Raw genomic sequence first — 15,432 nt, forward strand, 5'->3', positions numbered from 1 at the left:
TACTATAACACTCATTACCAAAGGAGAAATAAATCATCATGCCCCTTACCGAAGGTTCAAAAGCGCCAAAATTCAACCTCGCATGTGATGGCGACACAAAAGCCAAACTCTCTGATTATGCCGGCAAAAAGCTAGTTTTATATTTTTACCCAAAAGACGATACACCGGGTTGCACAACAGAAGCTTTGGATTTTACGGCACAAATCAAAAACTTTGATAAAGCTAATACGTCGATTCTCGGTGTATCTGCCGATACAGTTGCGAAACATGAAAAATTTAAAAACAAACATAATCTGAAAATTCTACTTGGAAGCGATGAAGATCATGAAGTGCTCAATGCTTATGAAGTTTGGGTTGAAAAAAATATGTATGGCAAAAAATATATGGGTATCGAACGCGCCACTTTTTTGATTGATGAAAATGGTAAAATCCAAAAAATCTGGCGAAAGGTTAAAGTTAAAAACCACGTTGCAGAGGTTTTGGAAGCCGCAAAAACTGGATAAGTCAGAGTTTAAATGATTTTAGGCACTCAAGTTAGCTTAAGAGAACAAGCACGCAATGTGTTGCTTTGCGATAATGCCGAAAAAAAGGCAGAGTATGCTCTTGATGTTTTTGCCCATTACCAAAAAGGGAAACAAAATAAATCTTTGGTAGAAAGTGAAGGCTGGCCTGAACGCCCCGGGAGACCAAAAACGCCCGAACTTTTGCATCCCAGGGACATGCCCAAGAGACGATCGGGTGGTCATGCAGGGCGTATCGGGTTGCTCCATGCTCTCGCCCATATTGAATTAAATGCTATTGATTTGGCTTTTGACCTGATTGGACGCTTTATAAACACCCCTATGCCTGAAGATTTTTATGCAGATTGGTTGCGTGTTGGGGCAGAAGAAGCCAAACATTTTATGCTCTTGCAAGGGCGGTTAAAATCATTGGGAAGCACTTACGGCGCCCTTCCCGCACATGACGGGCTTTGGGAAGCGGCACAGAATACTGCGCATAATCTCGCAGCCAGATTAGCTATCGTCCCCATGGTTTTGGAGGCTCGCGGTCTGGATGTCACTCCGCAAATGATTGAAAAACTTACTAAAAATGGTGACAAAGAAAGTGCCGATATCCTTGGTATTATTTACGAGGATGAAAAAACTCATGTTGCTATTGGGAGTAAATGGTTTTCTTATCTTTGTCGGAAACAAAATAAAGATCCGCAAACCCGATATCAAAATTTTGTGCAAACCTATTTCAAAGGGGACATTAAACCCCCTTTTAATAAACCAGCACGAGATGAAGCCGGCCTGCCAGAGAGGTTTTACATTTTCGCCAGATAACTTTTTTGTTTTCAAGATGTTGAAAAATAATGTAAATACTTTCTTTGTAACATTCTGGGGCGAGTATAGTGCGCAAATTTTTAATTAAAATTTTCTCAAGCAAAGAGCTTTATATTAGAAACCAAGGCTCGGTAAAATATTTTACCCTGACGCCAGGAATGCAAATTTCGGGTCTCATTATTTCTATTTTGCTTGTTCTGACCCTTGTCGCCTCAGTCACTTTCATCAGCATGCAAGATGAAATTATCGCATTTAGAAACGAAAAACTTCAGGAAACAGTCCAGAGTTATGAAATTCAGCTGGCTCAAATGCAGTCAAATATTGACTCACTCGACAAAAAGCACCAGCTCACGCAGGAATGGTTCAAAGAGATCACATCAACACTTGAACTCCGACATAAAGAGTTAACAAAAATCTTTGAAAAAAATGCGAGCGTTACAGCTCAGCTTGAAGAGATGAAAGCCAAATTTGCGATCGCCTCTAACCGCGTCGTCAGGAGTAAATCTCGCACAAATATTATCGCTTCGCCTATCGGTAATAAAAGTGATCAATTTCAAAGCCGCGTTGATACCGGCGTAAATAACACCGACAAAATTATTCTCTCTGATAGCTATGAGATTAATTACAATGATTTTGTTAGCAAACAAGATCTGATGGATGTACCAGCCAATATCCGTGACAGGGTTCAAAGGCTCACAATCCGCCAACAAGAGCTTCTTGACGCGCTGGAAGAAAATACCGACCAGAAGATTGCTGAAGCTACCGCAATCATTAATGCGACAGAAACTGTCAATGCAGAAGAATTTATCGCAAGCATTCTCCCTGATACTTCTGTTGCTTCTGGCGGACCGTTCATTCCCATGGTCGCAGATATTGATCGCGCTGATCCAAAGTTCAAACAGATGTTACGCATATCTAACAATCTGGAAAAACTTTCAAATTTAAATTTGTCTCTTTCACAATTACCTCTATCCGTACCGGTGCATTATTACAAAACAACCAGTGATTTCGGCCCTCGTATTGATCCTATCAACAAACGCCGTGCCTTTCATGCAGGCCTTGACTTTGGCGCACCTTCAGGCACCGACGTTCATGCCACCCTTCCCGGGAGAGTTGTTAAAGCAGGCCACAAAGGGCCTTACGGGCTAGCTGTTGAGATTGATCATGGCAATGGTTTCCGCACCCGATACGCCCACCTCAAATCAATAAAAGTTAAACGTGGACAAAAAATTGACTTCCATCAGGTTATTGGTACGGTAGGTTCAAGTGGTAGAAGCACAGGGCCGCATCTCCATTATGAGATTTGGTATAAAGATAAAGTTCAAAATCCAATGAATTTTACACAGGCTGGTAAGCACTTATTTTCAAGTGGTTTACCCAGTGGACAATAGGAGTTTCGGATGAGTTCTACGAAAATGAACGCGCCAAAAATCAGTAAATCCGGTAAAGCAGCGCCGTCAATTTTGAGCTCAGACATCAATGTTCTGGGTCAACTTTTTGCCGATGGCGAAATACATATTGACGGGCATGTTGACGGTGATGTGCGCTCAAGTAAGCTTGTTATCGGCGAGTCCGCAAATGTAAAAGGTGAAATCGCTGCTGATGATGTAACCATTCGTGGACGCGTCAAAGGCACAATCCTAGGAAAACGTGTACATTTGTGTGCAACCAGTCATGTTGAAGGTGAGATTTTTCATGAAGCATTGGCAATTGAGTCCGGTTCCTTTTTTAACGGCTCTGTCCATCGTGAGAAAGACCCACTTGCCAAAGCCTCCATCCCTCTGAATGTCCCTGCCCCAAGCTCTGATACTAAACCTGCAACAAACGGACATCCAGATAAGTTGGCCCAACAGCCATCTGGTCAAACAATTAATTAATCTATATCAGAAACTTCGACAGTCTCACCGCTTACTCTTTGCGCGAGTGCTGCTTCCATAAACGGGTCTAGTGAACCGTCCAGAACGGCTTGCGGGTTGCCGTTTTCTACCCCCGTTCTTAAATCCTTAACCATCTGATAAGGTTGAAGCACATAAGAACGAATTTGATGCCCCCAGCCGATTTCAGTTTTGCTTTCAGCGGCGGCATTGGCTTCTTCTTCCCGCTTCTTGAGTTCCATCTCATACAGTCGCGCGCGCAGCATATTCCAAGCCGTTGCTCGGTTTTTATGTTGTGAGCGTTCATTCTGACACTGCACAACAATTCCCGTTGGATTATGCGTAATCCGCACAGCACTATCTGTAGTGTTGACATGCTGCCCGCCTGCTCCACTGGCACGGAATGTATCAATACGTACATCCGCATCCGACACTTCAATATTGATATTCTCATCAACATGCGGATAGCACCAAACACTTGCAAAACTGGTATGACGACGTGACTGACTGTCAAAAGGTGAGATACGCACCAGACGATGCACACCGGACTCCGTCTTGGCCCATCCATAACTGTTATGCCCGGAAATTTTTATTGTCGCAGATTTAATGCCTGCTTCTTCGCCAGAGGTTTCTTCAATAAGCTCAGTCTTAAATCCTTTTTTCTCAGCCCAGCGGAGATACATACGCAATAACATTGAGGCCCAATCCTGACTCTCAGTCCCGCCAGCACCGGCATGAACTTCCAGATAACTGTCATTTGAATCCGCTTCACCGGATAGGAGCGTCTCAACTTCCATGCGCTCAGCCTCAGAGAAAAGCCGAGAAATAACAGCTTCACTTTCAGCAACAATATCGTCATCGCCTTCAGCTTCAGCCATTTCTATCATGTCAAGATTATCGGCAAGTTCGCGCTCAACCGCCATGACGGATTTTATAGACTCATCCAGCCGTGTGCGCTCACGCATAAGAGCCTGCGCCTTTTCCTGATCTTGCCACAAGTCAGGGTCTTCAGCTTTACTATTTAATTCTTCCAGCCTTTTGAGTGCTGCATCCCAGTCAAAGATGCCTCCTCAGCAGTTCGAGTGACTGCTTAATCTTATCTACTTGCACTTGTATTTCGGCTTTCACAGCTTCTTCCCAAAAAGTTTTTTATAAAATCCAGAACTGTCAGGAGTAAAGCCCTGATGATAAATTTCAGTACAACCCACCCGTGCCGGAGCCAATCGCAGAATTCTCCGTGCTTTCAGATTTTGGAGCAATTTCGCCACGACCAATCACAGCCTGCGCACGCCCGGGAGCTGGTTCCGTGCCGACCTTGAAGGCTTCAAGAATAACAGACCCGTCACCAGCCTTGGCTAGTTTACCTGTTTGGGCGTTGACCCTTACAAGATTAACGGAGGGAGGAATCCGAAATGGTGTGGCAGGTGCATCGCGTAACGCCCTGGACATAAAATCTCTGAATACCGGGGCCGCTATCCGTCCGCCTGTCTCCCCCTCACCAAGCGTTCTCGGCGAGTCAAAACCAATATATACACCAACAGCCAAATCAGGTGCAAACCCGACAAACCATGCATCACGACTATCATTAGTGGTGCCGGTTTTACCAGCTAACGGCTTGCCAACGGAACGAATAGAACGCCCCGTGCCGCGCTTCACGACACCTTCAAGCATGGAAACAATTTGATAGGAGGTTTGAGGGGATAATACTCGTTCCCTGACATCTGGCAGAATAGGGGTATCTTGCCCTGTCCAAATAGCATTACAACCGACGCATGGGCGTTCATCATATCTATAGATTGTTTCACCATAACGGTTTTGTATTCGGTCAATGAGTGTTGGAGATACCTGTTTACCGCCATTCACAAGCATAGCGTAGGCCGTTGTAAGGCGCATCAAGGTTGTTTCACCTGCCCCCAGCGCCATCGAGAGCACAGGTGGCATGTGATCAACGATATTAAATTTGCGCGCATAACTCACCACCGGACGCATACCTATTTGTTGGGCGAGCCTGACTGTCATCAAGTTCCGACTTTTCTCAATGCCTAGACGCAAAGTCGACAATCCATAAAATTGTCGCCCATAATTTTCTGGTTTCCATAACCCCATATCCTTGCCCTGCTGCATAACAAAAGGCGCATCAAGCACAAGACTTGTTGGGGTGTATCCGGCATCAAGAGCCGCCGCATAAACGAAAGGCTTAAAGGCTGAACCAGGTTGTCGGATGGCCTGAGTGCTTCGGTTAAACTCACTTGCCTGAAAACTAAATCCGCCAACCATTGCAAGCACTCTGCCGGTATGCGGGTCAATCGCTACGAGACCACCATTCACTTCAGGTATCTGACGTAAAATATGTCCAGCACCCGATTTCTCGACCCAGACAATATCTCCGGAAGATAAGACATCTTTTACAGATGAGATATTCGGCCCTAACCCACCCTTGACCGATTTGCGGGCCCATTTAACACCGTCCAAAAATATCTTTCCGGTTTCGCGTTTTTTTTCAAACTTACCTGCCGCCGTTCGACGCGGGCGCAAACCTATTTCGGCTTTATCCTCCTCCACCTTTAAAATAATAGCTAATCGCCAAGGTGCGAGATCGGATGGAATAGGAACATCCTGAACAGGAAGCGCCCAATCTTCAAAGTCCTCAAGCGCAACCTGCCTGACTGGCCCACGCCATCCATAGCGCTTATCATAATTCAACAGACCGTCCCGCAATGCTTTTTGTGCATATTTTTGATAATCTGTGTTCAGTGTAGAACGAATAGAGAGACCGCCGCCATAAAGCTGTTTTTCGCCATACATATCGAATGCCTGCCGTCGGATTTCTTCAACATAGTATGCTGCATCAATAGACTTAATTTTTCTTCCTGTTGATTTGACCCCAAGGTCTTTTTGCTTGGCCACCATCGCATCAAGCTGGGTGATATAACCATTCTCATACATACGATCGATAACCCAATTTCGGCGCGCTAAGGCGCGTTGGGTTTTGCGGAATGGGTGATAATTATTTGGCGCTTTAGGCAACGCCGCAAGATAGGCCACTTCTGAAATTGAAAGGCTGTCCAGAGGTTTGTCAAAATAAGCCAATGCCGCGGCAGCCACGCCATATGTTCCCATACCGAGATAAATTTCATTAAGATAAAGCTCTAGTAATTCAGCTTTTGTGAAAGTGCGTTCCAAGCGAATAGCAAGCACGGCTTCCTTTAGTTTTCGTTCAATGGTGACATCACTTGTCAGCAAAAAGTTCTTTGCGATTTGCTGCGTGATTGTAGACGCGCCCTCAAGCCTTTTACCTTGAGTTATGTTGGACACATTTTTTATCATCGCGCGCACAACGCCAAGCCCATCCACGCCCTTATGTTCGTAAAAGTTTTTGTCCTCTGAGGATAAAAACGCCTGAATCAAATTTTTGGGAATAACCCCAATCGGCACAAAAAACCTGTGTTCTTGAGCAAATTCAGCAATCAAATCACCATCAGCCGCATGTACACGTGTCATGATTGGAGGCGCATAATCAGCAAGATGATCGTGGTCAGGAAGCTGCTTATTTAAACGCCATAGATAGACACCGGCGAAAAAACTAAGCAATGCCGCCATTGTAAGACCCAGCCCAAATAAATAACCGATTATGCGTATCAAGCTCTACTCCAACATGAACGTACAATACTGTACGCGGTTCAAGTGTGTGGTTAGACCACAAATAAGGCAACCCTGTGACATAAAATTATTAAATTTTCGACTTATTTAAGGCGGAAATAATTATCTATAGCCTCTACCATGCCGGTTGCGACACGGCGGCGCCATTTACTCGATGAAAGCTGTTTTTCATCCGTACGGTTGGTAATAAAGCCCAATTCAACCAGAACAGAGGGCACATCTGGGGCTTTAAGAACCCTAAAACCTGCAAATCTGTGTGTTCTGTCCAGTAACAAGGTTTTGCCACGCGCCGAACTGATAAGACTTTCAGCAAATTTCACGGAAGCATTTTTGGTGTCACGTTGTGCAAGATCAATCAGAATATTTGTGACCTCCGGCAACTGGTCGCCAAAATCAACACCGGCAATAATATCAGATTGATTTTCTTTCTTTGCGAGTGCCGCTGCTTCTCGGTCAGAAGCTTTTTCAGACAAGGTATACACAGAAAGGCCACGAATATTTTTCTTCTTAATGGCATCCGCATGAATGGAAATAAACAAATCTGCGTTACGGTTTCTTGCAATCTGAACTCTCTGTCGCAGGGGAATGTAAATATCTGACGAACGGGTCAAATATACATCATAGCGACGTGTCGCCTTGAGTTGCCTCACCAGTTCCTTTGAAAACGCAAGCACGATGTCTTTCTCACGTGAACGAGTGCCTAACGCCCCAGGATCTACGCCACCATGCCCCGGGTCAATGACAATAATTTTCCGCGTTTTACGAGGACGAGGCTTAGGTGTAAATTCCCCAGTCGGTAAAGAAAATTGAGGTTGTGGAGTTGGCGTCGGCTGAAAATCAGGGGCTGAAATTGAGGCTGTTTGTGTTTGAGAGATAGCTGGTTTCATCTGCCGGAAAGTTGCAATGGTCGCCGGTTCAAAATCAATCACAAGTCGGTGATTTTTAATCGCCACCGTGGGCGGCAAAAGAAAATGCTTGTGCACATTAACGGGCCCACGCAAATCCACAACAATACGCCCCTGCCCCGGCTTGAAAGATCCAAAGCGGACGCCTGATACCAATCCCTTATCCTGAATTGTGTCGGGAATATCCCACTTGGTTTCCGGGAGGTCGATAACTGCACGATAGGGGCTCGACAAGGTAAAAAGTTTGTAATCCACCGCCTCCGTAAACTCGACAACCACACGCGTATGTTCTTCAATTGCGCCGAGTCTTAAACTTTTAGCTGTCAACGGAGATGACGTCTGGGCATATACAGAAGACAAAAAAGAGGACAACGGTAAGGCAGGACTTAAAACCGAATTTAAGACCAGCAAGACGATAAATATTATTATGTTTCTTTGTTTATTCATCAACGACTCATGAAACTTATTTCCATCATACAAAAATTTTGTAAAAATCGATGTTAAATAATCATGTCATCTGCTTGCAATGCTATTGGCGTATGGTTAAACAGTCTATGTCGGTAATTATTCAGTTTTATTTAGAACGGAATCCGATTACCAAATTAATTATCCGTTTTTGATTAAAGGAATTTGAAAATTTCAAAAAAACTTTTTGCATTAATGGTTAAAAAATGAATTTTGACGTGTATGACTACCCATCAGGTTGTCTACATTCAGCTAAATAGCAGTGAAGTGTTAAGGTTTAGAATAGAAAATGGAATATATTCTCAAAATCCAAAATTGCAGTGAATTCAAGTCACTCCAGCCTGCATTTCAACTGCATACCCTAACCCATTGCGCTGAGACGCTGGCTGAGACCTTACTCGCCCGCCGCTTGGATCGCGGAGAAAAAATTTATGACAGAAAAAATGCTAATCGATGCAGCCCATTCGGAAGAGACCCGGGTCGTGGTAATGCATGGGAACCAGATCGAAGAATTTGATTTTGAGTCCGAAAACAAGCGCCCAATAAGGGGCAATATCTACCTCGCACAAATTACCCGAGTTGAGCCTTCACTTCAGGCTGCTTTTGTTGAGTATGGCGGCAATCGACATGGATTTCTTGCGTTCAATGAAATCCATCCAGATTTTTACCAAATCCCACTTTCCGACAGGGAAGAACTGATACAAGCCCAAGTAGAGGCTCACAGCGAAGATGACGATAATGATGACCTCACTGACTCTTCCAGCGCAAGCGATGGTAATAATAATGAAGATAGCGAAGAAGATAGTGGCGATACACCCTCTATGGATGTGGAAGATATTGGTGGGGACGCCCATGAGGAAGCTTCCCGTTCCAGAAGCCTGAGAGAGCTTTCGCGAAAATACAAAATTCAGGAAGTTATCAAACGTCGCCAGGTAATTCTCGTGCAAGCGGTTAAGGAGGAACGCGGCAATAAAGGTGCAGCTTTAACAACATACCTCTCTTTGGCGGGACGGTATTGTGTCCTGATGCCAAACACAGCCAAAGGCGGCGGTGTTTCGAGAAAAATCAACAACATTAACGACAGAAAAAAATTGAAGAAAATCACGGAAAAACTCGACGTGCCTCAAGGTATGGGTTTGATAATCCGAACAGCAGGCGCGCAGAGAACGGCTGTCGAAATTAAACGTGATTTTGAATATCTCATGCGGATGTGGAAAAATATTCGTGAACTTACGCTTGAAAGTTCAGCCCCCTCTCTCGTTTATGAAGAAGGCAGTCTGATTAAACGATCCATTCGGGATTTATATCATAAGGATTTTGAAGAAATTCTTATTGAAGGTGAAGACAGTTATAAAAACGCCAAAGAATATATGAAACTGCTCATGCCGAGCCATGCGCGTAAAATTAAGCTATTCAAAAAAGATGAAGCCCTGTTTCAAGAGACCGGTATTGAAGACCAACTTTCCGCCATGTTCAATCCTGTCGTGCCTTTGCCCTCTGGGGGCTATCTCGTTATTAATCCGACCGAAGCTTTGGTTTCGGTGGACGTTAACTCAGGGCGTTCGACCAAAGAACACTCCGTTGAAAAAACCGCATTAAAAACAAATTTAGAGGCCGCGACAGAAATAGCCCGTCAAATGAGGCTCAGAGACCTTGCAGGTCTGTTGGTGATTGATTTCATTGATATGGATGAAAACAGAAATAACAGAGCCGTTGAGCGCCGCATTAAAGACGCGCTTAAAAAAGACCGTGCACGCATACAAGTCGGCAAAATCAGTCCCTTCGGATTACTGGAAATGTCACGCCAGCGAATGCGCTCTGGCGTTCTGGAGGGAAGCTCAGAACATTGTAGTCATTGTAATGGTACCGGCATGGTTCGTTCAATTGAAAGTCGCGCTTTGCATGTTCTGCGCAGAATTGAGCAAGAGGCCGTGAGCTTAAAAGACCAAAATGACAAAACAATCGAGGTGAAAGTGCCGCGTGAGGTTGCGGAATATATTCTGAATTACAAACGCACACATCTTGTCACCATTGAGAGCAATTCAGTTTGCCTTATAGTAGTTTCCAGCGACGAAGCGCTGAATGCGATGGAGATGTCTATTTCCAGTGCCGTAACGCGCAATGCCACACAAATAAGAATGGACGGTAATCCAGAAATCACACCTGGCGGCGAAGAAGAGCCGTCCGGACGTAAACGTCGCAGACGTGGAAAACGTGGCAGTGGTGATGGTTCGAATGACAATGCGCGTGATAATTCTGAAGATAATCAAAAAGCGTCTGGTTCGGAGGATGAAGTTAGCTCCGAAGCCGATGAAAGACCCTCAGAACGCGCCGATGGAATTGAGGATGATGAAGACAAGCCACGTCGCCGGAGAAGAGGACGTCGTGGCGGGAGAAGAAGGCGTAAAGCTTCATCCGAATATGATGAAAATAATCAAGCCAATGGTGACACTGTCAATAATGGCGATGGAAGCGCAACTGACAGTACTTCTGATAATGTTTCAGCCTCAGAACTTCCACCTGCACCGCCATTTGAATTCTCTCAAAATGACGACATAAATGACGGGTTGATTATTACCTCCCCCGCACCAATGAACTCAGAAGAAAGTCCTGCTGAGGCAGCCATTGACGCGGCGGCGGAGGACAAACCGGCAAAAAAGCCAAGACGCGCCCCACGAAAAAAGAAACAAGAAGATAATGTTGATGCAGCTTCATCGGAAACATCTGCTCCCGAAGAAACACCAAAGCCCAAAACAGCAGCTAAAAAACCGAGACGCTCGCCGCGTAAAAAGGCCAGCACAAAAGAAGAAACATCTGCACCTGAAACATCTTCTGCTCAAGAACCTCCTGTTGAAGTTATAGCATCTGAAAATATTGAAACTAAATCCGAGGAGATAGATGCAAATGAGGGGGAAAAACGGTCAGGATGGTGGCGTCGATAAGACTTCTGACTTACCGTAAAAGGCCTAGAAATGCGTTAAGGCGGTCAACGGCAAGATCAATCTCATTTGCAGCACGGGCAAAGGAAAAGCGAACAAATCGTGCGCCCCTATTTTTATCAAAATCCACACCTGGTGTTATGGCAATCTGTGCTTCCTTGAGTAATTGAGCGCAGAATGTTTCGCTTTCCAAAGACGGCGATAGAGAATGCAAATCTGCATAAAGATAAAATGCACCATCCGCAGGTGCAATGTCAGTCAAACCCTTATCCTGTAGGCAGGCAATCAACTTATCCCGGTTGTGACGATAGAGCTCCACGTGCTTTTGAAGCTCATCTTGTGCGCTTTGCGTAAGTGCAGCACATGCCGCATATTGCGAAAGGGTTGGCGCGGATATGAACAAGTTTTGTTGAAGCCTTTCAACTACGCGCACCATTTGGGGGGGTACAATCATCCATCCAATCCGCCAGCCTGTCATAGAAAAATATTTTGAAAAGCTATTCATCACGATTAGCCGATTATGGTCACCGACTTGCAAAGCTGATGTCGCCTCCTGCGCATAGGTCAAACCGTGATAAATCTCATCAGAAAAAAACCAACGCCCGGCATGCGCGCAATCCAATGAAAGCTCGGTCAATGCCTGTTTACTTAACATTGTGCCTGTTGGATTAGCAGGGCTTGCTATTAATAGGGCATCTATAGCACCATGCGTTTTCTCCGCATCGCGCAAATCATCAGGCGTTAGCGTCCAATTATTTTCCTGGCCTAAAGCTATGGTCACTGGTGTAAGATCTAACGATTGGATGATATTCGTATAGGCTGGGTAACCCGGCGCGGTTACAGCGACCCTCTGTCCGGCATCCAAACAGGCTAGGAACGCCAGAATAAAGCCTGCAGAGGATCCTGTTGTGATAACAAAGCGCTCAGGCGCAACATCAACCTTATAAGTCGTATGGTAATAAGCGCTGAGTGCCTGTCTCAAGTCATCAAGCCCTAAAGCATCTGTATAACCAATAAGCTCACTATCAATCGCATATCTTGCGGCATCCAGCACCACGCGCGGCGCTTTCGTTGAGGGTTGCCCGACTTCCAAATGACTAATATTCTGCCCGGTTTGTTGCAGTTGATTTGCCTCACGCATGACATCCATAGCCAAAAAGGATGCAATATCGCCACGGCGCGAAAAAGATGAGGACGTCATAGTACCAAACCTCTCAGATTTTTTAATGTTTGGACTGCATGTTCTATGGTATGAAAAAGTATGTTTATGTATCTGATAAGACAATCGAGTCAAGCTTACCGGTTTGGCCAAAAAGCTTAGTCAGCTAATTGAACAGGCACATAAACGACAATGCAAAATCTCTACCATAATAAAAGCAAAATTCAAAGCGACAGAAATATGAAACTGCCTTCGATTATGAAGAAGCATATAACTATATTTATTTTTCTTACTTTCTTTATAACCCAGCAAGCTAAGGCTCAGTTTATCCGTGATGCTGAGATAGAAAATCTTCTTGAGGATTATAGCAATCCGATTTTTCTAGCCGCTGGGTTGAAACCCGACGAAGTACATATCGGAATTATTAATAACAAAAGTTTAAATGCCTTTGTAGCCGGAGGCAAAAATATGTATTTCCACACCGGGCTTATTCTTGAGGCAGAAACACCAAATGTTGTTATTGGGGTAATTGCTCACGAAACCGGACATATTGTCGGGGGGCACCTCGCCCGTACGTCCGATGCAATTGCCTCAGCAAGCAAACCTATGCTGCTGGCGACTATTTTAGGGGTCGGTGCGTTAGCCGCTGGCCAGGCCGATGCGGGCATGGCGCTCATCACCGGCGGACAACAAATCGCAAAAGGGAGTTATTTGAGTTTCAGCCGCGCTCAGGAAGCATCCGCAGACCAGATTGCGCTCCGACTGTTGGAAAAGACCGAACAATCCGCACGCGGTATCCGAGATATGATGGATGAACTTGCCGATCAAGAAGCACTTTCTGGTGTTCATCAAGACCCTTATGTCAGATCTCACCCCCTATCTCGTAATCGTGTGAACTTTATTGAAGAAGGCATGAAATTATCTAATTTTAGTGACCGGACTGACAGCCCTGAACTCCAATTCAGACATGATATGGCGAAAGCGAAAATATATGGTTTTCTTGACCATCCAGGCACAACTTTACGGCGATACGCAAGGCAGGAAACTCTGCCCGCTAAATATGCCCGCACCATTGCATTTTATAAAAACGGGGAAACTCAAAAAGCTGTTCAACTGGTCGATAAACTCATAAAGCTCCAGCCTGACAATCCTTACTTTTTTGAGCTGAAAGGACAGATACTCTATGAAGCGGGTCATCTGGACAAAAGCATCGCCCCTTACCGGAAGAGTGTGGCAATAGCTCCTAAAGAGCCTCTCCTTCAAATCGGGCTGGCAACATCTTTAATATCATTGGAAACCAAAGCATCCGCCAAAGAAGCGCTGGAAATACTCAAAAAGGCGCTCCGTATGGAAAAGGACAATATGACCGCTTACTATCAAATGGCAACAGCCTATGCACTTTTAGGCGATACCGGACGGGCAGAGCTTGCAACGGCAGAAAGATACTATATTCTCGGAAGACTTGAGATAGCCTCTATGCATGCACATCGTGCCATGAAACATCTTCCTAAAAACTCACCGGAATGGCTCAAAGCTCAAGACATTATGGCTAACCTCTGACCGGAGATTGTAATGAAAAAAGTTTTTCTCGTGCTTTTCCTCACTGTCTTAACGACGGCCTCATTGAATGTGAATGCAACCGATAAATCCGTAACTATGTCGGAGGATGCATTAGGAGAAGCTATACGTAGCTACTTGCTTGAAAACCCGGCGGTAATGGCTGAAGTTTTTGAGAACACGCAAAAATACCTGATTGCAGAGGATGAAAAACGTCAAAGCGAGATATTAAAGAAAAACAGTGATGCGCTTTATAATGATAAACGAGATTTCAGCATTGGACGTCCAGATGCACCAATAACCGTCGTTGAATTTTTTGATTACAATTGTGGGTACTGCAAGCGTGCCTTTCCAGATATCATGAAACTCACACAAAAAAATCCTGATGTCCGTGTGGTGTTCAAAGAATTCCCAATCCTCGGCCCGGCCTCAGAGCAAGCTGCGCGTGCGGCTCTTGCAAGCAAGAGTGACGGCAAATATTTTGCAATTCATCAAAGCCTTCTCAATGCACGTGGCAATGTTAGTGGTGCGGCACTCTCTAGCTTAATTGAAAAACATGGTCTTAATGCTGACGAGATTGTTACCCGTGGTAAAAATAAGGACATTGATGCGCATATTATGGATGTAAGAAATCTCGCACAAAGCCTTGGGGTAAATGGCACTCCTGCATTTATAATTGATAATAAGCTGTTTAGCGGCGCATTAAGCTATGACGACATGCAAAGTCTGATTGATGAAATCAGAAGTTCAGCAAACTAAATCAACCCAACTCTAAATAAGTCCGGCAAGCGGCGAGCTTGGATCGGCATACATTTTTTTTGGCATCCGACCAGCCAGATAAGCCTGACGCCCAGCGATAACAGCATTTTTCATGGCTTCCGCCATCAATATGGGCGATTTTGCTTCAGCAATCGCTGTATTCATCAACACCGCATCGCAGCCGAGCTCCATTGCAATGGCTGCGTCTGAGGCCGTACCAACACCGGCATCGACGAGAACCGGCACATTTGATTGCTCAATAATTAACCTGATATTGACGGGGTTTTGTAACCCAAGCCCCGAACCAATCGGTGCTCCTAATGGCATAATGGCGCAACACCCCATATCCTCAAGTTGTTTGCACATAATCGGGTCATCGCTGCAATACACCATCACATCAAACCCGTCCGCCAACAAAAGCTCTGCGGCCCTGAGGGTTTCAGGCATATTCGGATAAAGTGTTTTTTCATCGCCTAGAACTTCTAGTTTAACCAAAGACCACCCGCCGGCCTCACGGGCGAGCCTCAATGTGCGAATGGCATCTTCTCCAGTAAAACAGCCTGCAGTATTGGGCAAATAGGTATATTTTTTCTGATCCAGAAAATCGACCAACATGGGTTTATTCGGATCAGTCAGATTCACGCGGCGCACCGCAACAGTAATTATTTCTGCCCCTGCCGCTTCGGCGGCGGCAGCGTTTTCGGCATAATCTTTGTATTTTCCTGTACCTATAATGAGACGGGAATGAAATTTTCGACCTGCAATCTCCAGAAGTGTATCATCCATAAG

Annotated in this window: 12 protein-coding genes; 7 read left to right on the forward strand and 5 right to left on the reverse strand. The window is 45.0% G+C overall.

The window, feature by feature from the left end; genetic code table 11:
* Positions 1-38 precede the first annotated feature (38 nt).
* The 4 genes from bcp (at position 39) to RS24_RS02260 (ending at position 3,202) form a co-directional block, all read left to right on the forward strand.
* Positions 39-503, forward strand: coding sequence for a thioredoxin-dependent thiol peroxidase (gene bcp / locus RS24_RS02245; protein WP_021776554.1), 465 nt, complete (start codon positions 39-41; stop codon positions 501-503).
* 12 nt (positions 504-515) lie between these two features.
* Complete coding sequence (locus RS24_RS02250) at positions 516-1,325, forward strand: ferritin-like domain-containing protein (protein ID WP_021776555.1); 810 nt, start codon at positions 516-518, stop codon at positions 1,323-1,325.
* Positions 1,326-1,393: 68 nt separating this feature from the next.
* Complete coding sequence (locus tag RS24_RS09645) at positions 1,394-2,716, forward strand: peptidoglycan DD-metalloendopeptidase family protein (protein WP_051295569.1); 1,323 nt, start codon at positions 1,394-1,396, stop codon at positions 2,714-2,716.
* A 9-nt stretch (positions 2,717-2,725) separates the two neighbouring features.
* Entirely contained in the window at positions 2,726-3,202 is a 477-nt protein-coding gene (locus tag RS24_RS02260; RefSeq protein WP_021776557.1) for a bactofilin family protein, read from the forward strand.
* Here the strand turns inward: RS24_RS02260 and prfB are convergent.
* The 3 genes from prfB to RS24_RS02275 form a co-directional block, all read right to left on the reverse strand.
* Positions 3,199-4,327, reverse strand: a protein-coding gene (prfB, locus tag RS24_RS02265) for a peptide chain release factor 2 (RefSeq protein WP_108912099.1) whose coding sequence is annotated in 2 segments (ribosomal slippage) — positions 3,199-4,257 and positions 4,259-4,327 — 1,128 coding nt in all. Because the reading frame shifts where the segments join, the coding sequence is not laid out codon by codon here. The two genes, RS24_RS02260 and prfB, sit on opposite strands and share 4 nt — an antisense overlap.
* A gap of 66 nt (positions 4,328-4,393) precedes the next feature.
* Complete coding sequence (locus RS24_RS02270) at positions 4,394-6,841, reverse strand: penicillin-binding protein 1A (RefSeq protein WP_021776559.1); 2,448 nt, start codon at positions 6,839-6,841, stop codon at positions 4,394-4,396.
* A 101-nt stretch (positions 6,842-6,942) separates the two neighbouring features.
* Positions 6,943-8,211 (reverse strand): N-acetylmuramoyl-L-alanine amidase, encoded by a 1,269-nt coding sequence (locus RS24_RS02275; protein WP_021776560.1) that lies wholly within the window; start codon positions 8,209-8,211, stop codon positions 6,943-6,945.
* A gap of 449 nt (positions 8,212-8,660) precedes the next feature.
* Between RS24_RS02275 and RS24_RS02280 the strand changes: the two genes are divergently transcribed.
* Positions 8,661-11,171, forward strand: a complete 2,511-nt coding sequence (locus RS24_RS02280; RefSeq protein ID WP_021776561.1) for an Rne/Rng family ribonuclease — start codon at positions 8,661-8,663, stop codon at positions 11,169-11,171.
* Between the two features lie 10 nt (positions 11,172-11,181).
* Here RS24_RS02280 and RS24_RS02285 read toward each other — a convergent pair whose 3' ends face one another.
* Positions 11,182-12,369, reverse strand: coding sequence for a pyridoxal phosphate-dependent aminotransferase (locus RS24_RS02285; protein WP_021776562.1), 1,188 nt, complete (start codon positions 12,367-12,369; stop codon positions 11,182-11,184).
* Positions 12,370-12,567: 198 nt separating this feature from the next.
* Between RS24_RS02285 and RS24_RS02290 the strand changes: the two genes are divergently transcribed.
* Together RS24_RS02290 and RS24_RS02295 are read left to right on the forward strand one after the other, a co-directional pair.
* A complete protein-coding gene (locus RS24_RS02290) occupies positions 12,568-13,887 on the forward strand; it encodes a M48 family metalloprotease (protein WP_192814048.1) in 1,320 nt (439 codons plus the stop codon).
* 12 nt (positions 13,888-13,899) lie between these two features.
* Positions 13,900-14,643 carry a DsbA family protein gene (locus tag RS24_RS02295; protein ID WP_021776564.1) on the forward strand — a complete coding sequence of 248 codons (744 nt, stop codon included), beginning with the start codon at positions 13,900-13,902 and terminating at the stop codon, positions 14,641-14,643.
* A 12-nt stretch (positions 14,644-14,655) separates the two neighbouring features.
* On the opposite strand, the gene RS24_RS02300 is transcribed toward RS24_RS02295, so the two are convergent.
* Positions 14,656-15,429: a thiazole synthase gene (locus RS24_RS02300; RefSeq protein WP_021776565.1), complete on the reverse strand. Its 774-nt coding sequence runs from the start codon at positions 15,427-15,429 to the stop codon at positions 14,656-14,658.
* Between the last annotated feature and the right edge of the window lie 3 nt (positions 15,430-15,432).

This window comes from Candidatus Micropelagos thuwalensis, from assembly GCF_000469155.1.
Lineage (GTDB): Bacteria > Pseudomonadota > Alphaproteobacteria > RS24 > RS24 > Micropelagius > Micropelagius thuwalensis.

What these genes read in the sequence shown, in the direction of transcription:
- bcp (WP_021776554.1), top strand. Translation starts at nt 39, where the DNA reads ATGCCCCTTACCGAAGGTTCAAAAGCGCCAAAATTCAACCTCGCATGT.
- RS24_RS02250 (WP_021776555.1), top strand. Translation starts at nt 516, where the DNA reads ATGATTTTAGGCACTCAAGTTAGCTTAAGAGAACAAGCACGCAATGTG.
- RS24_RS02260 (WP_021776557.1), top strand. Translation starts at nt 2,726, where the DNA reads ATGAGTTCTACGAAAATGAACGCGCCAAAAATCAGTAAATCCGGTAAA.
- RS24_RS02275 (WP_021776560.1), bottom strand. Translation starts at nt 8,211, where the DNA reads ATGAATAAACAAAGAAACATAATAATATTTATCGTCTTGCTGGTCTTA.
- RS24_RS02280 (WP_021776561.1), top strand. Translation starts at nt 8,661, where the DNA reads ATGACAGAAAAAATGCTAATCGATGCAGCCCATTCGGAAGAGACCCGG.
- RS24_RS02285 (WP_021776562.1), bottom strand. Translation starts at nt 12,369, where the DNA reads ATGACGTCCTCATCTTTTTCGCGCCGTGGCGATATTGCATCCTTTTTG.
- RS24_RS02290 (WP_192814048.1), top strand. Translation starts at nt 12,568, where the DNA reads ATGAAACTGCCTTCGATTATGAAGAAGCATATAACTATATTTATTTTT.
- RS24_RS02295 (WP_021776564.1), top strand. Translation starts at nt 13,900, where the DNA reads ATGAAAAAAGTTTTTCTCGTGCTTTTCCTCACTGTCTTAACGACGGCC.
- RS24_RS02300 (WP_021776565.1), bottom strand. Translation starts at nt 15,429, where the DNA reads ATGGATGATACACTTCTGGAGATTGCAGGTCGAAAATTTCATTCCCGT.